The 22,820-nt window shown below is 37.9% G+C and carries 16 protein-coding genes; 4 read left to right on the forward strand and 12 right to left on the reverse strand.

Going from position 1 to position 22,820, the window contains the following annotated elements; translation table 11 throughout:
* Positions 1-8: 8 nt before the first annotated feature.
* The 10 genes from FNN09_RS17195 to FNN09_RS17240 all read right to left on the reverse strand — a co-directional run bounded on the left by FNN09_RS17195 (position 9) and on the right by FNN09_RS17240 (position 11,235).
* Complete coding sequence (locus FNN09_RS17195) at positions 9-1,241, reverse strand: PP2C family protein-serine/threonine phosphatase (RefSeq protein ID WP_143303717.1); 1,233 nt, start codon at positions 1,239-1,241, stop codon at positions 9-11.
* 143 nt (positions 1,242-1,384) lie between these two features.
* Entirely contained in the window at positions 1,385-1,951 is a 567-nt protein-coding gene (gene efp / locus FNN09_RS17200; protein ID WP_143303718.1) for an elongation factor P, read from the reverse strand.
* 108 nt (positions 1,952-2,059) lie between these two features.
* Positions 2,060-2,869, reverse strand: a complete 810-nt coding sequence (locus FNN09_RS17205) for a DUF3108 domain-containing protein (protein WP_143303719.1) — start codon at positions 2,867-2,869, stop codon at positions 2,060-2,062.
* An 81-nt stretch (positions 2,870-2,950) separates the two neighbouring features.
* The gene (gene tsaB / locus FNN09_RS17210) at positions 2,951-3,652 is read right to left on the reverse strand and encodes a tRNA (adenosine(37)-N6)-threonylcarbamoyltransferase complex dimerization subunit type 1 TsaB (protein WP_143303720.1); all 702 of its coding nucleotides are present in this window, start codon (positions 3,650-3,652) and stop codon (positions 2,951-2,953) included.
* Between the two features lie 201 nt (positions 3,653-3,853).
* Complete coding sequence (locus FNN09_RS17215; RefSeq protein ID WP_143303721.1) at positions 3,854-5,122, reverse strand: efflux RND transporter periplasmic adaptor subunit; 1,269 nt, start codon at positions 5,120-5,122, stop codon at positions 3,854-3,856.
* A 154-nt stretch (positions 5,123-5,276) separates the two neighbouring features.
* Positions 5,277-6,728, reverse strand: a complete 1,452-nt coding sequence (locus FNN09_RS17220) for a TolC family protein (RefSeq protein ID WP_143303722.1) — start codon at positions 6,726-6,728, stop codon at positions 5,277-5,279.
* 113 nt (positions 6,729-6,841) lie between these two features.
* Entirely contained in the window at positions 6,842-7,924 is a 1,083-nt protein-coding gene (locus tag FNN09_RS17225; protein ID WP_143303723.1) for an efflux RND transporter periplasmic adaptor subunit, read from the reverse strand.
* Positions 7,925-7,957: 33 nt separating this feature from the next.
* Positions 7,958-9,238, reverse strand: coding sequence for an ABC transporter permease (locus tag FNN09_RS17230; RefSeq protein ID WP_143303724.1), 1,281 nt, complete (start codon positions 9,236-9,238; stop codon positions 7,958-7,960).
* A 21-nt stretch (positions 9,239-9,259) separates the two neighbouring features.
* Positions 9,260-10,513, reverse strand: coding sequence for an ABC transporter permease (locus tag FNN09_RS17235; RefSeq protein WP_143303725.1), 1,254 nt, complete (start codon positions 10,511-10,513; stop codon positions 9,260-9,262).
* An 11-nt stretch (positions 10,514-10,524) separates the two neighbouring features.
* Positions 10,525-11,235 (reverse strand): ABC transporter ATP-binding protein, encoded by a 711-nt coding sequence (locus FNN09_RS17240; RefSeq protein ID WP_255434155.1) that lies wholly within the window; start codon positions 11,233-11,235, stop codon positions 10,525-10,527.
* 334 nt (positions 11,236-11,569) lie between these two features.
* Here FNN09_RS17240 and FNN09_RS17245 point away from each other — a divergent pair, with 334 nt between their 5' ends.
* The 4 genes from FNN09_RS17245 to FNN09_RS17260 all read left to right on the forward strand — a co-directional run bounded on the left by FNN09_RS17245 (position 11,570) and on the right by FNN09_RS17260 (position 14,393).
* Positions 11,570-12,112, forward strand: a complete 543-nt coding sequence (locus FNN09_RS17245) for an RNA polymerase sigma factor (protein WP_143303727.1) — start codon at positions 11,570-11,572, stop codon at positions 12,110-12,112.
* A 95-nt stretch (positions 12,113-12,207) separates the two neighbouring features.
* Positions 12,208-12,666 (forward strand): hypothetical protein, encoded by a 459-nt coding sequence (locus FNN09_RS17250; protein WP_143303728.1) that lies wholly within the window; start codon positions 12,208-12,210, stop codon positions 12,664-12,666.
* Between the two features lie 129 nt (positions 12,667-12,795).
* The gene (locus tag FNN09_RS17255; RefSeq protein ID WP_143303729.1) at positions 12,796-13,827 is read left to right on the forward strand and encodes a hypothetical protein; all 1,032 of its coding nucleotides are present in this window, start codon (positions 12,796-12,798) and stop codon (positions 13,825-13,827) included.
* The gene (locus tag FNN09_RS17260) at positions 13,824-14,393 is read left to right on the forward strand and encodes a peptidylprolyl isomerase (protein ID WP_143303730.1); all 570 of its coding nucleotides are present in this window, start codon (positions 13,824-13,826) and stop codon (positions 14,391-14,393) included. Before FNN09_RS17255 ends, FNN09_RS17260 begins: the two co-directional genes overlap by 4 nt.
* Before the next feature lie 88 nt (positions 14,394-14,481).
* Here FNN09_RS17260 and FNN09_RS17265 read toward each other — a convergent pair whose 3' ends face one another.
* Positions 14,482-21,339, reverse strand: coding sequence for a sugar-binding protein (locus tag FNN09_RS17265; RefSeq protein ID WP_143303731.1), 6,858 nt, complete (start codon positions 21,337-21,339; stop codon positions 14,482-14,484).
* Positions 21,340-21,884: 545 nt separating this feature from the next.
* The gene (locus tag FNN09_RS17270) at positions 21,885-22,064 is read right to left on the reverse strand and encodes a hypothetical protein (RefSeq protein WP_143303732.1); all 180 of its coding nucleotides are present in this window, start codon (positions 22,062-22,064) and stop codon (positions 21,885-21,887) included.
* Positions 22,065-22,820: the final 756 nt, after the last annotated feature.

Genomic DNA, 22,820 nt, shown 5'->3' on the forward strand with positions numbered 1-22,820 from the left:
TGCTTTTTTTATTTAAATTCTAAACCAATTAAGGAAATATCATCAAAAGCAGCGCCATCTCTTTCAATACGGTCTATGATTTTCCTAAGGCCTTGGAAATTTTGCTCCAAAGGATGACTGTTGTTCAAAGTCTTTTCTACGTCTTCGGACCCTGATTCTACTTGGTGACCATCGTCTAATTCCACTAATCCATCGGTAAAAGCAAGTAGTTTCGAGTCCTTATGAATTTGAACTTTACCAACCTCTATGGAGGGGATAAAATCCAGCATTCCAAGTCCAATACAACCACTCTCAAGATGCGACATCTGTTCTTTGCGCACATCGTAAAGCATAGGAGGTAAGTGACCCGCATTTACATAGCTCAGGCGCCTTGTTATTAAATTGTACCTGCCCAAAAAGAGAGTGATAAATTTCTCATTGTTTGCACTTTCATTAACACGTGCATTAAGCTGGTGAATGAGCTTTTTTAAGTTACACCGGTAGGTAAATGCCGAACGTATAACAGCTTGAAAATTGGACATCAACATGGCGGCTGACATGCCTTTGCCTGATACATCGGCAATGCAAAAACCAATTGTGTTGCGTGATAACTGGAATACATCGTAGTAATCGCCACCAACACCCATGTGGGGTTGGTAATATGTGTGAATATTAAGTTTTGATGTTTTGGGCAACTGGTGTTTACTGGGTACTAATTGGTTTTGAATGCGCGAAGCAAGCTCCATCTCTTTTTTTATTGCTTCTTGCTCAAGCAGCTCCTGCTGCATGCGTTTGTTCTCAACAAAAACAATAATAAGGTTTGAGATGATTTGGATTAGCTTCAGATGCTTTATTGTGGGACTAATGCCTTGCTGTTCTTCTTCAATATCTCCAATAAGTACATACCCTATTGCTTTATAACGATGAAATAAGGGAATAACGGCATCAAACCCCTTTAAACTTGGCGGATGTGATAATGTTATGCTTTCAATCGTATCGTATTGTAACAGATCATTCTCAACATTAATATCCGAGGCCTCATCTTCTGTAACGCCCGAAATTAGTAGGTTTTTCCATTTTTCATCGGAGTGAGTATAAACAAGTACCTTGCCTACCTCAAGTTCTTCACGTAGAAGTATCTCAAATTCAGATAAAAGGTCTTCTATGGAATGGTCTTCATTTATGGTCTGCGCAATATCAAGGATGATGTTTAATCTATCCTTGTACAAACGAAGTCGTTTTTTTTTCAATTGCGTTACCATAGGGGATTGTTATTTGAACTAAGGTATTAAAAAAATGCAACAAAAGTCGGTAGATGCGAGTGTATCAAGCATTGTTATATAAAAAACCCTATTATAACTGTTTGGTAACAAGTATATAATAGGGTTTTAAATTGTGCTTTAAATTATTTTACACGCTCAACATACGAGTTGTCAGTTGTGTTGATTTTAATTTTGTCACCTTCGTTTATAAATAAAGGAACCATAATCTGCGCTCCTGTAGTAACCGTAGCTGGTTTCAACGAGTTCGTTGAAGAGGTGTCACCACGCATGCCAGGTTCAGTATAAGTAATTTCAAAAACAACGTGGTTTGGTAAGTTAACCATTAAAGGTGTTTCTGTATCCGCATGGTATACAACTTCAACTTCCATTCCTTCGTTAAGCAAAGCGGTGTTGTCAATTAAGCTTTCTTCAATTGGCACCTGCTCAAATGTTTCAGCATTCATAAAGTGAAAGCCCATATCATCTTTGTATAAAAACTGATGTGGACGACGCTCAACACGTGCTTCGTTTACTTTAACCCCCGCATTAAAGGTATTTTCAATTACCTTTCCGGTTGATACATTTTTAAGTTTTGTTCTTACAAAGGCGGCTCCCTTGCCAGGTTTTACATGTTGAAACTGTACAATGAAAAATAATTGTCCATTATACTCGATACACATCCCGTTTCTAAAATCAGATGTACTAGCCATATTGTTGAAATTGTGATTATTATTATACTAAAAAACGCTGCAAAAATAAGGGAAATAGTGTAAAAAACGAATTGTGTGAATAAAAGCTCATCATGAATTATGCTTAGCTTACCTTTTAATACTGCTAAACGGGTGCTTTAAGCCCTTAAATTCGTCTAGATCACAGGTGAATGAACCTACTGCTAAATCGAAGCGAACACGAATAGGCAAGCGGTTTTTATCACGACTAATCCAAACTTGCATATCTTCTTCTGTTTTAAACGAGCGGCCTACTTCAGTAACCGGAAAAAATTTATAACATTCAATTTTCCCAAACTTGGTTTTGATAACCTCTGTTCCTTTATACCTAATTCTTAAAGGGAAGTTTTCATCGGAGAAGTAAGTCATATATTCAATAACTTCGTCTTTTTCCAAGTCATCGTTAAACTTGTGGTTTCGTGAAAAATAGAAAGCCGATAAGATATCGAGTATGCCTTCCTGAACATTGTGAATACCAGATTTTTTTGAAATGACTTGTGATGAATCACGATTGTATTCAACTTCATTGTAATATCGGTATCGTCCCTCTCGAATACTGCGAACTGCTTTTACTGGCTCATTGGTATTAACGTCCATAAAGCTTTCGTAGCGATCCCTAATTTTATATAATACATCGGCAATACCCACAGTTACGCCACGACCTACTACATGGTGTGTTTGAATGTTGTTGACAATCGTATCTTTAACAGTGAGCGTTGCCTTACCGCCTGTTACAAAGCCATAGCTAAGCCCAAAAACAAGCATTTCGCCATCCTGGTATGCTTGATGGGTTGTTAAAGGGTAACTTGGTATTACAATGGTATCATTTTTCTCTTCCTGAGAGTAAACAGAGTGAATGCCAATCCAAGTGGCAACAAGTATGAGTAATAGCTTCTTCATCAGCTTTTGTTTATGAGCATAAGTTAAGATTAGTTCTTTTATATGACAAACAAAGCTTTTGAATTACTTACTAACCTTTATTTAAAACATCTTTTTTTTAGGTGTTGTAGCAACAAAATCTTTAAGATAAAAGGGCTCAAAGTAAGCCACATCTTCAAATTTTTCTTGATTGAAATAGCTCTCGGCTAAAGGAGCCAGGTTTTTTGCTAAAGGATGGCAATCATCAATAAACTGTGCATTTTTATGATTAATAACGTCTTTGCATTTGTCAGCACCGTTTCCAAAAAACACCATTTTATATTGATTTAACCAGCTTGAAAAGCTTTCCTCATCAATAATTTTTGCGGATATTTTCTCTAAAATGTTTAAATCCTTATCGAATACGGCCGTATAAACCTCCATGCGTCTGGCATCCATTAAAGGACAAAAAGCAATTGGTATTTCGCTTGAATCGTGCTGCTGTTGGGTTATGGGGAAAGCTAAAATATGCATCGAGTCGATGGCAATCAATGGTTTGTTAAGTGCATAACAAATACCCTTAGCCGTTGACACGCCAATTCGAAGACCTGTATAGGAACCAGGACCACTGCTAACTGCTACAGCATCAATGCTACTCATTTCAGGCGTTGAATCCAGTTCAAACAGCTCTTCAATTAAAACGGTTAAGTTAGATGCATGAGAGTTAATTTGATACAATTCTTTAGAAGCGACTACTTGTCCGTTTTCGCTGTAGGCTACTGAACAAACGCCAGTAGAAGTTTCAATGCTCAAAATTTTTGCCATGATATAATTTTATGCGAGCAAAAATAGTAATACTTTTTTTAGTGCGAAATAGCAAGATACATGCTTGTGTAGAAAAAGCTTGAATACTCTTGGCTTGTAAGTTGAGAATGCCTATAAGAGGATGGGAGCTTTATAAAACAACAATGAGCTATTTTTGGGAATGTTAAAAATAGCTCATTGGTTTACCGCTTATTTTATCCTTTATTTTTTCGTGTCATCAAATAGTTTATCAACTACTTGAATAGCTGTTTCATTTTTAAGTTTGCGCGAAATGGCCGAGTAGGGGCCGCTAATTACTTCATCATCTACATTTAATCCTTCTAATACTTCAATGTGTTTGTTATCCTGAACGCCTGCTATTATTTGTTTTTGTATGGCTTTTCCATCCTCAACCACAAAAACAACTTCTATGCGTTTGTCTTTGTCTACTTCAATTTTTGTTGAGTCGCTTTGAATGGAATCCGGACGAGTTGTAACCGATTGAATAGGTACTGTTAATGTATTGTAACGCGTATTGGTTTGGATATCTACAGTGGCCGACATGCCCGGACGGAATGGGTAAATGTTATTTTCGTTTTCTGCGATGAGGTGCTCATACGATTGAGGTAGGATTAATACCCGAACTTCAAAATTAGTTATTTGATCGGCACTGGTTCCCTGTGTTTTGGCCGAGTTAGCAATTTGGGTAACGATGCCTTTAAAGTTTTGTTTCAGGTAGGCATCTACTTCAATGAGGCAGGTGTCGTACTGGCTTACTCTAATAATGTCGTTTTCATTAACATCGACCAATACTTCCATTTGATGTAAGTTAGCCAATGTCATCATTTCAGTACCTTCGAATTGGGCCGTTCCAACTACACGCTCTCCTTTTTCAACATTAAGACGTGAGATGGTACCATCCATCGGTGCATAAATGGTTGTTCGGTTAAGGTTATCTTTTGCTTCTTTGAGTGATGCACTAGAATTGCGTAAGGATGCTTCCGCCGATGCATGGTTGGCTTTGGCTATTTCATATTCTGATTCTATTTGCTCAAAGTCTGACTCAGAAATGGTTTTTTCTTGCCATAGTTGTTTATTGCGATTGTAATTCAATTTTTTTTGCTGGAGCTGCGCTTTAGCCTGCTGTACATTAGCTTCGGCTGACTTAAGCGATGCTTCCATTTTTTCGTAGTTACGCTCATAAATATCGGGTTGGATGCGTGCCAGTACTTGCCCTTGCTTAACCTCTTCGCCTTCTTTAATCGATAACTCCAAAATTTCGCCTGATACGTCGGAACTTATCTTTACTTCAACCATTGGTTTTATTTTACCATTGGCCGTGATTGATTCGGTAAGGGTTCTTAGTTGTGCTTTCTCTGCTAAAACTTTTTCTTGGTACTCTTGGCCAATCCAACCTTGTTTTTTACCAATAACTAATACTAAAATAATGGCAAATATTACAACGATAGAGATTACAACTGGTTTCTTCATAGGTTCAGTAATTTAATAGGGCTAATTTATAAATAAGTTTGATAGTAACTGAGTGCCAAAGGAGAAGATTTTATTTTATGGACAAAAAAAACACCGGATTCATTATTGAATATCCGGTGTTTCCAAAATAAGGGTAAAAAGGGTATGAAGAGTTTTATAGTTCCAAAGGAATACCTTTGTAAAAGTCTAAAATTTTTGTTCTTAAAATATATTCATATTTAGCTTGTAATAAATTCGATTGAGCTCTAATAAAATCTGTTTTTGCAACATTGTAATCAACCGAGTTTACTAGGCCAACATTAAACTTCTTTTCAGTATAGCGGAAAGATTCTGTGAATGATTCAACAGCTTCTTCACTAGAAAGGTATTTGTTGTATGCAGCCATGGCATCGGCAAAGGCTTGTTGTATGTTTTTACGCAAGGCCAGTTTTTCGGCTTTTAACTCGTATTGTGCATCCATTACTCCAAGCTTGGCATTCGCCACATTGTTACGCGTTTGTAAACGACCAAAAATTGGGATGCTTAAACGTGCACCAATGTAGGTGTTCTTATTGGTTTTGAATTGTTCATTAAGAGGTCGGTTCGAGTCATATGGATCCCCAACTAACCAGTTAGCATTTGTTGACATACCAGCTCCAATTCCTAAAGTTGGATAATAATTTCCTTTGGCTATTTTGAGATCATATTCTTTACTTTCTGTGTTATACGTTGCACTTTTTATTTCTGGCATAATATCAAGAGCTACTGCATAAATATCAGTTGGAGGTGCAGGCGTAAAAGCAGTGAGTTCAGGTAGATCTGGTATTTCAATATCGAATTCAATAGGTCGTTCTAAATCTAGTAATTGAGCCAAGTCCAATAAAGATATAGCTAAATCATTTTCTTGTTGCGTTACATTCAAGGCTTCCTTGGCAGCCTGAGACTTAATTTCCAAGTAACTGCCCATGGCCTGACTACCTGCATCCACTAACTTTTTGGTTCGGTCAACTTGTAGTTTACTCGTCTCGTATTGCTCATTTGCAACAATTAATAGCTCTTTGTTAAAAAGGATTTGTAGGTAATGTCCTGTAATTAACAGTCCAATATCATTTTTTGTCTTCTCCATATCCTGGAAAGCAGCAAGCAGGTTAACCTTATTACGTTTTATTGTATTGGTGTTTGTGAGTCCGCTAAATACATTCAAATTAGTATTTGCGCTTATGCCAAAAGAACGTAAATCCTGATCAACATTTGTAGCACTTTCTTGCACCCAGGTATAACCATAACTAAAAGAACCATCTGAACTGGCATTTAAATCAGGTAAGCGATTTAACTTGCTTTGCTTTAGTAGATTCTCTTGATATTGCGTGTTGATGGTTTGGCGTTTAATTGTAATGTTATTTTCATGAGCGTAGGTAATGCACTCCAGTAAGGCCCATTGCTTTTTTTGTCCTTGCCATTCAATTTTAAGCGAATCTTGTGCTTGCACGTTAAATGCCATAACTAAAACTATGGTAATAGCAATTATTGATTTCATCCGAATATTCATGTTTTTAAAAGGTCGGATGGAACTCGCATCAAAGGGTCGATATTTTGTTGTGTTTATATTTAAACATGCTCGTTTCATAGATTGATTTTTTTTTGAAAGGTGTGAGCTTCAATTTTGTGTTCAGCTGGTGACGACATTGTGGAATATCCCACACGTCATCATCTGATATAAAAGTATCAATAATAATTTAATTAGCTTTTCGGAATCTTAATTTTATCATCTTTCGAAATGCCCTCTTCAATCTCAATCTTAATGCCGTCAGATAAGCCCGTTGTGATCAGGCGTTTTTCAAAGGTTTGTTCTCCAGTTTCGATTTCTACAAACGCAGAGTCATTGCTGAAAGTGATTAGCTTTTCCTTGATGGCTAAAACACTATCTCGACGATCGAGAACAATGTCAGCCGTAGCACTGTAACCAGCTCTAATAAACTGACCTTCTTTCAGTTTTACAGCGGCCTTAATCTCAAATTGGATAGCGCCATTTTCTTCAACGCCTTTAGGTGCAATCGATTCAAGAAAAGCATCATATTTTTCGTCTTCAATAGCTCCAATTGAAAGTAGTAGCGCCATACCTTGTCGTATTTTACCAACTTCTGTTTCGTCTACTTTACCTTCAAATACCATTTTACCCATATCGGCAACAACAGCAATGGTTGTTCCGTCGTTGAATGTATTACTCTTGATTACTGAGTTACCTTCTTTAATTGGAACATCGAGAATCATACCCGTAATGGTGGAACGAATCAAGGTGTTGGTTTTTCCTTTTGAATTTTTAGTAACACCTTCTTTGATCAGTTGTACGTTGTTTTCAGCTGCCATCATATCTGCTTCAGCCGTTTCGTATTGTAATTGTTCTTCAAGAAATTCTGATTCAGGAATGACACCATTATCGTACAAGTCTTTTTTTCTTTGGTATTCTATCTTGGCATTTTTAAAGCTTATTTCAGCTCTTTTTAGTTGTGCTTCGGCATTGTTAACCTGAATCATCTCAGGGATGATTTGTATTTTGGCAATTAAATCGCCCTTGGTTACTTCTTCGCCAGCTTCAACATATATTTCTGTGATAATGCCACTCTCCTGAGGTTTGATATCAATCTCTTTACGTGGTACAACAGAACCTGTCGCTACTGTTTTTTTAATGATGTTGGTTATCTCCGGAGCCTCTGTTTCATAAACTATCGGGTCTTTTTTTGATTGGTTATAAAGGTAAAATACTACCCAACCAAACAATGCGATAAATACAACGCCTCCTAATATTTTAAATACTTTTTTCATGAGTTGAGATTTTATAGTTTCTAGTTCTTTTTATTATTCGTGTCTGAGTGCTTCAATTGGTTTTATTTTAATGGCCTTCAAGGCAGGAATAAAGCCTGCTACCAAGCCAACTAATATTAGCATGGCAAGGGCCGATAAGGCGAGCGGTAAGCCTACTTCTGGATTCAAAAAGAATGTTTCTTCATCGGGACTGGCAGTTGCCCGCGAGGCATCAATGCCCATATCAACGAGGAAGAGAACAACTGTTCCGAAAGCAAGGCCTATAAAACCGGCAATGGTAGTTAAGAACACCGACTCTGTTAATATTTGGCCGATGATTACTTTCGGTCCGGCACCAATGGCCCGTTGAATTCCAATTTCCTTAGTGCGCTCTTTTATAATTACCAGCATAATATTACTAATGCCTACAGCACCGGCTATCAGGGTGCCGATTCCAACTACCCAAATTAGGATATTGATACCAAGGAATAAATAGTTCATGGATTTCAGCATCTCCTGTACATCAAACTGGCCGATAGCTTCCTTATCCTCTGGTGATATTTTGTGGTTTTTCTGTAATATTGGTTTTATGTCATCTATAACGGAGCTAACCTTATGCCCTTTTTTTACAGTGATGCCAAAGAAGTGCACGCGGTCGCCATAATTAAAGGTCTGCTGCATTGAGGTAAAGGGCAGGTACACAGTTTCCTTTTTATTATTGCCAATGTTTATCTTTGGATTATTGGATTTCATTACGCCAACCACCATGAAATAAACACCGTTTACGCGTAAGTATTGGCCAACAGGATCTTCTCCTTCATCAAACATTACCTCGTATACCTTTTCGCCAATCATGCAAACCTTGCGTCTTAATTTGATGTCGTCTTCGTTGATAAAACGGCCCCAAGGCATGGTGCAAGGGTCAATCTTCTTATAGGCTGGGTAATCGCCCATCACATTAAAAGCGGCTGAACGTTTTCCGCGTACGATGTTCTCGCCATTTCGGAGGTTCCATCCCTGCAGGCGCGGCGATATCACATCAATGCCTTTTACATCGTCCTGAATCTGAACAATGTCATCGTTATCAATTGACCAGCCTCTGCCTCTTTTAAAACCTTCATAAGCGACAGTTGTGTTGCTGGCCCACATAAATGCACTGTTGGTAGCAAAATCTTTAAAGCCATCGTACACACCGTTTTGAAGACCATTACCCGATCCTGTCATTACAACCAGCATAAAAATGGCCCAAAAGACACCGAACGCGGTAAGTATGCTTCGTAATTTATTCTTTTTTATGGCATTAAATATTTCCTGCCATCTATCTCTGTCAAACATAGAAATTGGGGTTAGTGGTTGTTATTCATCGTGTAAAGCTTCGATTGGTCGAATGGCAGATGCTCTTCGTGCCGGAATATAGCCTGCTACTAAACCGGCTGTCACCAGCACTGCCAAAGCCCATACAGCAACACCAAGGTCGGCGGAGGGGTTGAAAAAGATGCGCTCAACCTCCTGGTTTTCGGCCGAAATCATTTTAATGACTGCAGCTGCACCGGCCAGAAGACCCATTCCGGCCACCATGCCAAAGAACCCTGCAAGACTGGTGATTAATACTGACTCAGATAAAACCAAGCGGATGATTGAGAATGGCGAAGCTCCAATGGCTTTGCGAATACCAATTTCTTTGGTTCGTTCTTTAACCAGAATAATCATGATATTACTGACTCCGACAATCCCGGCAATAATGGTCATGATACCTATAACCCACACAAACATCCGGATTCCGGCAAATACACCTTGTGCCTGTTTAAAGTTTTCCAGTGTGTTCCATATGCCAATGGCTTGTTTGTCTTCTGGAGATACATGATGCCGTTCAGCCAGCAACTGCCTTACTTCTTCTTCAATACGTTTGTTCTCTGCCACAGTGATGGCGTTAGTGGCTATGGCCATTTCGTTTAAGCGGTTGTTGCCATTAAACACACGTTGAGTAGTGGTTAGTGGGAGGTAAATCTGCTTATCTTCACGGTCTTCTGGGTTAATAAATACCCCTACAACTTTAAATGGAACGCCGCCAATACGAATGTATTTCCCCATTGGATCTTCATCATCTTTGAACAGAGCTTTTTCAACAGGCTTTGAAATAATGGCACATTTTCTGAATTCCTCTACATCAAATTTGTTGATGTATCGTCCTTTTACCATGTCCACTATCTGAATCTTTTTAAACTCCGGCATAACACCTTCTGTCTGAAAATTGCCAAATTCCGTTTTGTAGGTGACATCGTTGTTACCCCAAATGTGAAATCGACCAGAGAAGTTGTCCATATCATCTTCAAACTTACGCTGTATAGCAACAGCATCCTGATCATTGAAACGAATGCGTCGTCCTGCTTTTAATCCATCATGAGCTACTTGTGTACGGCGACTCCAAATCCATAGTGCATTTTTTGATGTGCCTTTAAAATTGTTTTCCATGCCGTTTTGCAGCCCTTTACCCGAGCCCAAAAGAATGAGTAGCATGAAAATTCCCCAAGCTACACTAAAACCGGTCATAATCGCTCTTAGCTTATTTTGCCTGAGGGTGGAAAATATCTCTTGAAAATAATCTATCATGGTATTGTGACTTAGGAATTAGCGTAAATAGTATGGCCTTGTTGTTCGCTTAATGGAGCATTGAGCTTGTTGGTTTCAATAAGTCCGTCTTTTAGCCTGATAACTCTTTGAGTCATATCGGCAATGTCATTTTCGTGTGTGACAATTATGACCGTAATACCTGAATTATTGACCTCTTTTAAGATGTCCATTACTTCATAGGAAGTTTGAGTGTCGAGAGCACCAGTTGGTTCATCGGCCAAAATTATTTTAGGTTCTGAAATTAACGAACGAGCAATAGCAATTCGTTGTTTTTGCCCTCCTGACAACTCACTTGGTAAGTGATTCCACCACTCTTTTAATCCAAGTCTATCAAGTAGCTCTAAAGCTTTGGCATTTCTTTTTTTTCTGCTAACGCCTTGATAGTAGAGTGGTAAAGCAACATTTTCCATGGCGTTTTTAAACGAAATGAGGTTGAACGATTGGAATATAAAACCAATGTATTTATTTCTAAATGCAGCTGCCTTACGCTCATTCATTTTTTGGATGAGGATGTTATTTAAATAATATTCTCCTTCATCATAATTATCTAATATCCCTAAAATATTAAGCAATGTAGATTTGCCAGAGCCTGAAGAGCCCATGATCGAAACCATTTCGCCTTGCTGAATGTCTATGTCCAGCCCTTTGAGTACATGTAGAGAGTTGCTTCCTGTTACATAGGATTTGTGAAGTTGATTCACGCGGATAATGCTTTGGCTCATATTATTTTTTTCTTAGAATAAATCGAATCTTATGGGTTGTTTTGAAGTATCAATAGCTATGCCGAATATATAAACTATCTGATTGTTAGTTGATTGGAATTTTGTGTTTTGTAATTGCACCTCTCATTTACTTTAATTATGCACGCTATCGAACACTTAAAAAGTGTTAAGGCTTGTAAATAGGACGATTGAGGCTACTATTAAGTTACACTGTTCGTAGTGTGCGCATTCGAACAGTTGGGCGATATTGGTCGAATTGTAAAATAAAATTCGACCAGAGTATGATTTTATCGTATTACATTTAAAGGCATTTATGAAAAAAACTACGGAGGAAATATTAATACTAAAAAGCAAGGCGGGAAATGCCAGGGCATATGGTCAATTGGTAGAGCGGTATTCCCAATTTTGCTTTTCTATTGTCTTCCGTTTGATGCATGTTAGAGTAGATGCTGAGGATGTTGTGCAAGAGGCATTTATTAGTGCTTGGAATAAGTTGAAAAAGTTTGATCCTAAAAAAGGGAAGTTTAGCACATGGTTGTATGCCATTGCCACACGATTGGCAATTGATACTATTCGAAAAAGAAAGGTGCTGTTGTCGTTAAGTGAGAAAGAAATGGAGCTGCAATACACTGACCCTTATGCGAAATTGGAAAATGAGGAGAATGAAAAATTGTTAATGTTTGCTATGCATCGTTTGACTGAGCTGCAAAAGTTGGTATTTGTTTTAAGAGAAATTGAAGAGATGAGTGTGGATGAGGTAGTAGCGATCTCAGAATTAACGCCGAAGCAAATAAAGGACAATTTATATGTTGCTCGAAAGCAGGTTAAGCAGTTATTGATGAAACACGTAATTTGATTGATATGGACGAGGAGGGGTATAAAAGATTTACAAAGCACTTAAGAGAAAATAAGCCTCAATTGAGTAATCGTGATTTAATAACTAATCATGTTATGGTTAAGGTACAAAAGCAAAAGAACTTAGGTAATAATATGAGGTTTTATCGGGCCGCAGTGAGTATTTTGATAGTGTTAAGCCTTGGAGGCTACCTATGGACTCAGGTTTATACTTGGGAGAAACGATTATTGACAGAACAGCGGATTAAGCCGGCAAATATTTCAAAAACATCAGATTGGCAGTGTAGAGTATCCATTAATGAAATGCTAAGTACCTTAATTAAAACAAAGGCGTTTGTGTATGACAAAGAAGGGGTTTATGTCGATAAGACAACTGTTGGAAAACTTGAGGATGATGCGCCTGAGTTACTAGAATTGGTTGACGGTTTGATTGTTTATCTGCAAGATAATTTCCCGAAGGATTATCGAGCCTATGAAGCCGGTGAGAGGCTGAGATTAAATGCCTGGCAGATGCGAAAAGGATATGACTTGTGTGAATGGATCGCCAATCAGTAGTTTTTCTAAAGTGAGAATTTAATAATAAGATGAGGAATTGAGCCAATTTGGTTTAGAATTTAGAGAATAATACGAAGTGTGAATTTTACTTGAGAGTTCCATTTGACAAATGAAAATAAATTTAAACAGATGAAAAATAAGTGGATATTTATTTTGTTGATATTTGTTCTGTCAGCATGTGATGATTTGACATTCAGGTATTTTACCAGAATTAATTCTGATGGCACGGTTTATAAAAGGGTTGTTGCAGAGGGCGATTCATCTGCTGTTTACGGACAACCATTTTCTTTTGATGTGGATGATGGTTGGACTGTTAAATACGATAAGAAAATTCAAGCAGAAGTAGGAGATACTTTGTTTTATGCGATAGCGGAGAGAACGTTCGCATCTGTTTCTGAAGTCACAGAATGTTTTAAAATCGAAAATGATTCTGTGTTTCTGGATAATATTGAAGTGACATTAGAAAGTAAGTTTTTGTGGTTCTTTACTTTTTATGAATACAAAGAAGCATTTATACAACGATTTCCCTACAGACATCTCTCTATAGATGATTATTTAAGCAAAGAGGAATTTGCCTATGTTTTTATGGATGATACCAAATGTGTTGAACACATGACAAAGGAGGAAGAAAAAGTTTTTGATAATAGGAGCGAAGAGAAGTTTTGGCAATTTATTACTAATTCTTTAGCAATTGAATTCGTGAGGTTAGCGAATGGCTATGCTAGGGATAATAGCTTAGACTTTTTAAATAAAAAGGATTCAATTTTCGCAAATGAAATATTTAGCTCCAGTATTGAAAATTCCCCCGAAGTTAATGATGTGTGTTTATTAGTTGATAAGCGAAAAGGCGTGACTTGGTTATCGGCCGCATTCCAATCAGGTTGGTTCTCTGAATTTGAGAGGCAAATTGAGGATGAAGTAATATTAATCGATAACTCTGATTATTCGGCACAGCTTGAAGTACCAGGTTTTATATATGAAACAAATGCAAATGAGCTTGAAGATAATGTGCCCAAATGGGCGTTTAAACGAGGAGGGTTTCTGTATAAAGATATGGTCTTGGTAACTAAGTATCGAACAATTAATTATTGGGCATTTATGCTTGTTGGGCTTTTAGTGGTATTATTGGGCTTATCATTTTTTAAAAGACCAAAAGGATGAAAGCTACATTGATCATTTTAATTATGTCATTGTTTTTAATGGCCTGTCAGACCCAAACAAAAGTTAAAATAGATACGGCTATTGGAACAATCGTTATTGAACTTGACATAGAAAACGCTCCCGTAACAGCAAATAATTTTCTAAAATATGTTGATGATAAACGATTTGATGGAGCGTGTTTCTATCGAGTTGTTGATGCAAATAACCAGCCTCAAACTCCCATCAAAATTGATGTTATTCAGGGAGGTTTATTTGAAGAAGATCACCGGCTTGCATTGAGTACTATAGCTCATGAGACTACTCTGCAAACGGGTATTTTGCATAAAAATGGAACGATAAGTATGGCGCGTTTACAGCCAGGTAGTGCAAGTTCCGAGTTCTTTATTTGCATTGGAGATCAGCCAGAACTGGATTTTGGTGGACAACGTAATCCTGATGGACAAGGTTTTGCAGCTTTTGGTAGGGTTATTAAGGGGATGGATGTTGTTAAAAAGATTCAATCTTTGGATAATACTAGGCAAATGTTGAATGAGCCTGTAAAGATTGAAACTATAAGGCGTCAATAAGAATTAGTATTTCCAGATAAACGAAAAAGGGGTTTTGCATGTTTTTGATGCAAAACCCCTTTTATATTGCTGTATTTGTGCAGTAGGCTTATTTAAAAACTACCCGCACCACTTTTTGCTGCTTGTTATTGATGATTTGAATGTGGTAAATTCCTTTCGGATAAGCCTGTATGTTAATTATAGTTGATTGTAAGTTATCAAAGGCATTCTCCCATACTTTTTTACCAGTTAAGTCAATAATGCGAACAATTGATTCGCCAGCAAGCGAAATTTCACTCTTTAGGAAAAGTTCATCTTTAGCGGGATTAGGGTAAACTCTGGTTCCGCTTAGTAAACTAGTAGGTGCAATGTTAGTGGCAATTGTGAAGTTGATTAAATAGGTTTGTGTGGTGTTATCATCTTCGGCCGTAATAATTACGCTCGCTTGCCCTGGTAGAGTAGTAACCTGGTTAAATACGGTTTGTGCTCTGTCATCACTTTTTGTTGCTGTAACATCAGGCAAATCAACAAGTGCATCAGCCGGATAGGTATACACCAAAGTCTCTGGATCAAAGTTGTCAATCTCAAGCCCATTAACCATCAACGATTCCAAGTTGGCATTATTACTGGCTATAATATTATTCGTAATGCTAAAATCAACAGGTAATAATACATTTCCAACTCTATCGGTAAGCGTCCCTAATCCATCGTACGATAACTGCGGATTATCGCTAAAGCGAAGATCAATATCAGTTGTGAATGTTAATGCATTAGTGTTTGATCCGGCAACTCCAGTAAGAGATGCTGGAGAGCCATTTAGTACAAAGCCTGTCACATCTTCAACTTTTACTATCTCGCTAAATGTAACTTCAATAGTTGTGCGCGTATCATCTTCAACAGATGCACTGCTAATTTCAGGATTGACGAATTCATTTTCCACAAGATTAATAATTACGAAGTCTTTATAATTAATCATGTTGTTTGGAGAGCCGGCCAAATCCATCACATTGCCATCTGTATAGTCAAGTAATAGTTCTTCGCCATAAACCACCGGTATGTCAAGCCCTAGAGAAAGGATATTTGTGCCATCTCCACTAATACTATTAATTGTACCAAGTGTTCCATTGACCATAAAGCCATCAAAGTTGGTGAATGTAACAGGCTCATTATAAATCAATAGTATTTCAGAGGCATTGTTGTTAAGTACATCGGCACTTAATAACACCGGAGGTTCATTATCCACACTACTTCCTCTTACAGTAATTACCTGCTCTGTGTCGTTATTAACAATCGTTATTGTTTCTTCAAATAGACCTTCTTCTTGCGGTTGGAAAATAATTTCCACTTCAATACTCTTATTTTCGTTGATTACAAACTCAGTTTCCTGAACAAAGAAATACGGACTGCTTGAAGTAATATCGTATATTTCTAAGGCTTCACAACCAATGTTACTAATGGTCATAAACAATCCTTTTGTATGGTTTTTTTCGACCTCACCAAATTCAATAATTTGTTCATCAATATTAATAATTGGTATGCTGTTTTTAGTAACAGAGTACCTTATTGTATCGGTTGTATTAATCGGATCATTGGAATAGATAACAATGCTATCGTTACTAATACCATTAGGAAGATTTTTAACAGGAATAATAAATTCCTCTTGCAAAGTGGCTCCTGCATTTACAGTTCTTAATAGGCTATTTGTTGCTGCATTCTCAAGGAATGACAACATAATCCTTTCAAAAACTGCATCATCCATAAATTCGCCTTGATTACCAGCAAATAGCAAGTAGTAAATTCGATTTGATCCAGCAATGTTATCAAGCATATGTCGATTGAAACTTACGTTTGGATCGATTGAATGTGTTATGCCATTTTTAGTTTTTGTAATAATTAGTTGATTAATAGATGGCTCGCCCGAACCATATACTTTTTTAATGTAACCAGAGTATTGATCGCCTCTATAATCGACAGTAATTTCACTCATTTTATGTGTGGCGTTCCCTTTAGCACCAGCCACACCATTAATCTCAAAATGATCAAGGTTTGCTATATCGGCTACCATGGTGAATAAACCTGGTGCTTTGTGTGTAAAGTATTCACCTCCTGAGCCAAACAATTCACTTTCCATGACGAGGCCATTTGTATAATCGATTTTGTCACTAAGGCTGGTGTTGATGTAATTACCCTGATTGTACATGTTATTTCCACCGTTCTCTATTCTGTTTCCTGTTTCTCCTTCGGTAAAGTCGTAGCGATTAGGAATAAGTGCTGTTATGGCACTGTAGCTTTGACTTAAGTTGAGTAGAACAGAGTTAATATCAGCTTCAACAGTGCTTGATACTTGTAATGGTCTACCATCGCCATCATTCGTAATATCTACTAACAAGCTAATTTCTTCTTCGCAGGAGATATTAAAATTAGTAGTTGGTACATTGATACTCATTACAGGAACATCAGGATCATCTCCGTTTTCATCCAATAGAATTGCTTCACCCCATAAGGAAGGATTGCTGTTTTTACTTGGCGATGATGAATGCCATGCAAGAATATCCTCGATGCCGTTTCCATCATTATCAAGGATATTCATGTCGAGGCCAATTAACATACCTGCCTCAGGTGCTTCAATGGTAAGTGCAGTCCACGGAATCGCCATCTCAAATGCATATGCTTCATTGTTGCTATTTGTTGCTTGAGCAAAATTGATGTTTGAATCTGTCGCACTCTCAACAATGTAAGTGTCATCGCTCCAAATAAATCGGATGAAGTAATCATCGGCATCGAAGGTTTCTCCCTTGCTGTTATTAAAGTCGAGGAATAACTCCAGGTTATCATTTTCAGCAGGTGTTGCACTTCCATTATGTAAGATGTCATCAGCAACTGTAACAATAAGGTATAAATTAGTATCATCCCATGTGGCTCTAAATCCAGCTGCAATGTCGGCTGCTACCTCAGTAGCGTTTTTGCTAAGTTCTTGTACTTCAATAGCTAGTTCTTGGTAAGCAAAATTATTCCACTCATTTTCTAGTACGCCATCAATGTTTAGTGGAGTTGTTGTTTTTGAAAATGAAGGAATTATATTAGCGCCAACACCACTGATAGGAATTTGAACGAATGGCAAAGAAGGGAAAGTGGCATTATACTGTATTGTTAGGTCATTTCCATACTCAATCACTGCGGTTGGTTCAAAAATTATGTCTAAATATACCGAAGCATTGATATTAATGGCAATTTCGTCAAAGTATGTTTGAGCATATTCACTGCCATTAACAGATACTTTAAACCCATCAGGCAAAATAATTGTTTCAACCCTTAATATATCATTTGAATCAAAGTTCGATAGTTTTAAGCTATATGGTTCCGATGTAAAGCCAATTGGTTGTGCGTAGAAGTTAATAGGAGAATCGTCTACGTTTAAAAGCATATTTTGAATGGATTTCTCTCCAATAAATTCATACGCTCCCCTGTCAATTATTGGTGAACTGCCTGCGTGAATGCGCGGATTACCAGCTAAATCAAACTCAGGGAATGGATTTTCAGGTGTATCTCCATTGGGGTCACCTAGGTTCATAATTGGGGAAGTTGCAGTAGGTATGAAGTTCACATCAAACATTGGATCTTCCGGAAAATCTGTATTTCCCCAAACATCTTCAGGACCGGCCTCCCAGAATGAACGACCAATGTTGCTGATGAAGTTATAGCCTAAGGAATTTGTGGTTCCTTGTAAGAAGAAATCAGGGCGGTATTCCTCAGACTCTGTTGGCATTATGTTGTTGGCTATCACAGTATGGCTAATCGTTAACTGGCCAGCTCCCATGTATAAACCACCTGCGGCTACCAAGGATTCGTTTGAAGCAATAGTAGAGTGTATAATGGTTAGTTCATTGTCAAAGGAAGCGCCTGTGTGTACACCTCCTGCTCGCCCATTAGTTGCTGTATTGTTAGCAACTAGGGAGTTGTTAATTGTTATTGATTGCCCATCGATGGTGCCTAAGCCACCACCACTTTGGGTGGCAGTATTATCGGTAATTATACAGTTATTAATAACGCACTCAGAGCTGCCGCCGCGAATAAGGATACCTCCTCCGTGCCAACTTGAATTGTTAAATGTAATTTCTGAATTGTTGATTTCCAATTGACCAGCACTGCAAATGCCACCTCCTCCATCAGGTCGGCCTGCGGTAACGGTGTTGTTGCTAATTGTACTGTTGTTAATGGTCAAATAACCATCGTTCAGAATTGCACCACCACGTTTATTGCCTTCGTTGTTGCTAAAAAGACAATCCTCTATAAGTGCACTAGCTCCCACTTTAATATAAATCGCGCCATGGTCGCCACCTTTTGCTCTCTCAAATGTGGTGTGTCTTATGGTAGATGGAGATGTATTCAGGTCATTTTGATGGAGTGTTATCCCTGCCCACCAACTATCATCGTCTTGACTCACAAAATGAATAAGATTATCAGCTGTTCCATTCGTGTAGAGCATTCCAAAGATGTTGATTACTACGCCTTCTTTGGGTTTTACAATGCTACCGGCGCATATTTCGAGTGTTACTCCAGCCTCAACAGTCAGGTCTTCATTGATTATTATTGTATCACCTGGAGCCACACATGCTACTAGGTCTTCGTCAATTATGCCACCAAGCAAAAGGTTGTTATTACCTTCTCCGCGCACATAAATGTTTTTTACGGGAGCAAAGTCATCATTGCTGTTAACAATGATGTTACCATCAAATACACCTTCGCTTAGTGGTGTGAAATTGATCCATAAAGTCAAACTGTCATCAGGAAGTATTTCAATACCCGAGAGTGTTTCACTGTAATTGATGTTATCAATTGATAAACTATAATTTGTGAAAGCTTCAATACTTGAAATTTCAATGGTACCTGTTGAAATATTAGCTAGAACAACCGTGTCCGTAATAAACTGACCAGTGTTTATTGTTTTGAATAGTATCGTGTCGCGTTCAATACTTAAGAAGTGATCTTCCTCAGGATTACTCTGGTACTCATAGGTGCCAATGTCAATAATAGCTAGGTCGCCAGCAAAAATACGCGGATTGCCTGCTAAGTCTGCCGGTGAAAGGTGCAGCGAACTGGTGTCAGGGCTTCCATTATTGAGGGCAATTGAATTACCTTGTAGGGTAAAATCTGCTTCCATGCGTGGGTTAATTGGCTGGTCGTTACTACCCACAATATCGCCATCGGCCAGTGGGAAATCAAACATACCTTTCGTTCCTACGATATTATATCCGTCAGAAGTAAAGTTGCTCTCGCTATAAATATCAGCACTTGAGTCGCCAAGGTTGTTGCTAATAATAGAGTTAATCATCTTAAAGTTAGATCCCAGATTATAAACACCTCCAACATCACCGTCCGATGAGTTCATTGAAATAGTCGTGTTAACAAGCCAGATGTCTCCTTCAATACCTCCGGATATACCACCACCTTTATTAATAGATGTGTTGTTAGTAATTAGACTACCCCTTATTTCAGTACTTTCTTGTCCATTGACCATAATTCCACCCCCAAATACCTGAGCTGAATTGTCATGTACCTGACAGTTGGTTGCATAGAGAGTTCCTTTTTTTGCATTGTAGATTCCGCCTCCATCAGCAGAAGAATGGTTGTTTAGAATTTGTGAATTCGCAAGATGCATCACACCTTGGTTCATTATACCCGCACCTCCAAATGTTTCGGTTGATAAACCAATAGTGCTTGTTGTATTTTGTTGAATGATTGTTGATGTAATACTGACTAAGCCTTCGCTGAATATTCCACCGCCAACTTCTTCTGCGCTGTTGTTCTGAATGATGCAGCTGACTATCTGAAGTTCAGCATCTTTGTTTAGGTAGATGCCTCCGCCTTTGTTGTGCTTGCCACCACCATTAGCTATTGCATTTTTAACTTGTGTGTAGTTGAGGTATGATGGCATGGCTGTTTTCGGTTTCGGTTCAAAACGTATTCCGCCCCATTCGTTATCAATACTTGTAAATTCAACATAGTTATCTGAGGTGCCATTTGTTATTAAAGCACCCTGAACTTTCAAAATATAATCATTAGCAAACTCTATAATTGTACCAGCGCAAATTGTTAAAGTAACATTTTCTTTAACATCAACATCGCTACCTATGATATATCGCGGTGCACACCATTCGGTATCTTCTGTTATGTCGCCAGAGAATAATTCTGAATTATCTATACTGTTGGCAGAAAGTGTTATTTCAAGTTCAGGATCATTGTCGGCATTACTGTTTATGGTCGCTGTACCATTGTAGGCGCCAATGTTTGTAGGTAACAAGGATATAACTAAATCAGCAGATTCTTGAGGCGCAATAGTAAATGCATCCACCCTTGTGGATGGTTCAGTGTTTACCTGAACAGTAAATTCACCTGTTGTTTCAATTGAGTTTATTGTTAATATTGTTGTGCCAATATTTTCGATGGTAACTATTTTATTAGTAGTTGCATCGCGTGGTATATCACCAAAATCAACGTTTGTTTCTGATACTGAAATAATGTATTTTGGTAATGGATCTCCTTGGTATTCAACTGCACCTACGTCAACTATTTCAACTTCTCCAAGATAAATACGATCATTCCCGTACACATCTTTGCTTTCAGGAGTTATGTACGAGAGGTTTTCACCGTAGTTTATTGCCCACGACGATGGGAGTGGTGTAAAGCTGTCATCTAATTCCGGATCAAAAGGTTCTTCTTGTGATCCTGCAAAGTCTGATCGTTCTTTAAGAAAACCTGCTTCGGCAATGCTATTGATTCCGATGATGTTCGAACCAAGTGACGTTTCTACACCATAGGCGGCTATGTCAGAAAGAAGGGGGGCGTAGTAATCAATGTTTTCAGCAATAATGGTATTACCCATGCTTAGGTCGCCACCAACCATGTATAATCCGCCGCCTTCACTGTTCGATGCGTTTTTACTAATGGTGTTACCTAATAATGTCACATTATTAAGCGGTAGAAAGCTTACACCGTTAATGGCTATACCACCTCCTTTATCTTGGGTGGTGTTATGTGCTATTAATGAGTTTTCAATATAAACACTTGAAGTGAGGATGGTGCTTAGTCCTGCCCCAGATTTTAATGCTTCATTGTGTTGAAAAATACTGTTGTATATGGCTATGGTACTGGTGGAGGCCGATGATAGAATAGCGCCACCATGTCCTGATGAGTAATTGTTTTCAAAGCTAGAAGTAATGATGTTTAATGAGCCACTGCTGTAGATTGCCCCTCCTCCTTCGAAATTACCACTTACTGTACTTACTTTGTTGTTATTAATATGGCAATTTTGAATAGTTAGTGTTCCTTCATTAAAAATGGCACCACCATTACCGTTTACGCGTCCATTTTTGATACTTAGGTTTTGAAGTGTTAATTCAATGCCTTCGGGTATGTTGAAAATACGATCGGGCGATGCGTCAACATTTTCAGCTGCTTGTATGCTTGTAACGTCGTAGGAATCTCCTTGTATGCTTACGTTTTTTGTGATAACTATTCCGTGTGGGTAGCATCCACTAAATAGATAATGTCACCATTGTTTACATCATCAAATTCTAATGCTTGGGTGATTGTTGTGAATGTTTCAGAACTACCTACACGATGGGTGATTTGTCCCAATAGTGTAGATGATATACTAAAGGCTGTTGCTAATGTTAGTAATATTGCTTTCATGTGATTAGGTTTTTGTTCTTTATTGCCACATGAAATTCGCCAATTTACACATAGTCTTCTGTGTGGTAATTTAGCATGGCTCGTTTCATGTCAATGGCTTTAAGATTGGTTGTTGGTTTTTAGTTTTCTGTTCGACAAGCTTTCAAGTTACATTATAAATAACCTAAGTTCAAGGTGCTGGTTTTGGTGAATGGTCCTTTATTGATGAAGTTGACTGTATAAGTAGTGAATAGCTACTTTCATTACACGGACGTAGAGGTCATGATGTTTTAGGCGAAATTCTCGTGTCTTTCTTATGCGAACATCAAAACCAAAAAAAGCCATCAAGCCATAGTTTAGTCACACTTACCCCACACCAAACTCAATTAAAATCGAATTTACTTTGAGTTTAATATGACTTAACTATGACTTTAGTATGAGTTTGCTTCCTTTCTTTCTTATTCATGATCATTTAAAAAGGCGTACTTTACACAGAATTCAGCATGTGGATGTACTATTCCACACTCACTTCAAAAATATTTACCCACCCAAATTCCACCAAATCAGCTCATAAAGCTTGTTGGAAGAAACGCACCACAAAAAAACATGCTTTTAGATTTGGATGTGTAAAATAAACTCCGTTATTTTGCACCCGCTTTGAGAAACAATGGTTACTCTGAAAGGCGCACTAGGCAAGGGAAACGAGGCCTAAACAACATGTTGAGTAAGTTGATTTTTTGACAAAAGAAAAGATAGTTTGTAACTTGAATTTCGCTT

It is taken from the genome of Carboxylicivirga sp. M1479, assembly GCF_007097485.1.
Taxonomy (GTDB): Bacteria; Bacteroidota; Bacteroidia; order Bacteroidales; family Marinilabiliaceae; genus Carboxylicivirga.

Bases quoted from the DNA above. Each gene is read 5' to 3' on its own strand.
- FNN09_RS17205 (WP_143303719.1), bottom strand. From the start codon at position 2,869: ATGAAGAAGCTATTACTCATACTTGTTGCCACTTGGATTGGCATTCAC.
- FNN09_RS17245 (WP_143303727.1), top strand. From the start codon at position 11,570: ATGAAAAAAACTACGGAGGAAATATTAATACTAAAAAGCAAGGCGGGA.
- FNN09_RS17195 (WP_143303717.1), bottom strand. From the start codon at position 1,241: ATGGTAACGCAATTGAAAAAAAAACGACTTCGTTTGTACAAGGATAGA.
- FNN09_RS17270 (WP_143303732.1), bottom strand. From the start codon at position 22,064: ATGAAAGCAATATTACTAACATTAGCAACAGCCTTTAGTATATCATCT.
- FNN09_RS17215 (WP_143303721.1), bottom strand. From the start codon at position 5,122: ATGAAGAAACCAGTTGTAATCTCTATCGTTGTAATATTTGCCATTATT.
- efp (WP_143303718.1), bottom strand. From the start codon at position 1,951: ATGGCTAGTACATCTGATTTTAGAAACGGGATGTGTATCGAGTATAAT.
- FNN09_RS17250 (WP_143303728.1), top strand. From the start codon at position 12,208: ATGGTTAAGGTACAAAAGCAAAAGAACTTAGGTAATAATATGAGGTTT.
- FNN09_RS17225 (WP_143303723.1), bottom strand. From the start codon at position 7,924: ATGAAAAAAGTATTTAAAATATTAGGAGGCGTTGTATTTATCGCATTG.
- tsaB (WP_143303720.1), bottom strand. From the start codon at position 3,652: ATGGCAAAAATTTTGAGCATTGAAACTTCTACTGGCGTTTGTTCAGTA.
- FNN09_RS17235 (WP_143303725.1), bottom strand. From the start codon at position 10,513: ATGATAGATTATTTTCAAGAGATATTTTCCACCCTCAGGCAAAATAAG.
- FNN09_RS17220 (WP_143303722.1), bottom strand. From the start codon at position 6,728: ATGAAACGAGCATGTTTAAATATAAACACAACAAAATATCGACCCTTT.
- FNN09_RS17230 (WP_143303724.1), bottom strand. From the start codon at position 9,238: ATGTTTGACAGAGATAGATGGCAGGAAATATTTAATGCCATAAAAAAG.
- FNN09_RS17260 (WP_143303730.1), top strand. From the start codon at position 13,824: ATGAAAGCTACATTGATCATTTTAATTATGTCATTGTTTTTAATGGCC.
- FNN09_RS17255 (WP_143303729.1), top strand. From the start codon at position 12,796: ATGAAAAATAAGTGGATATTTATTTTGTTGATATTTGTTCTGTCAGCA.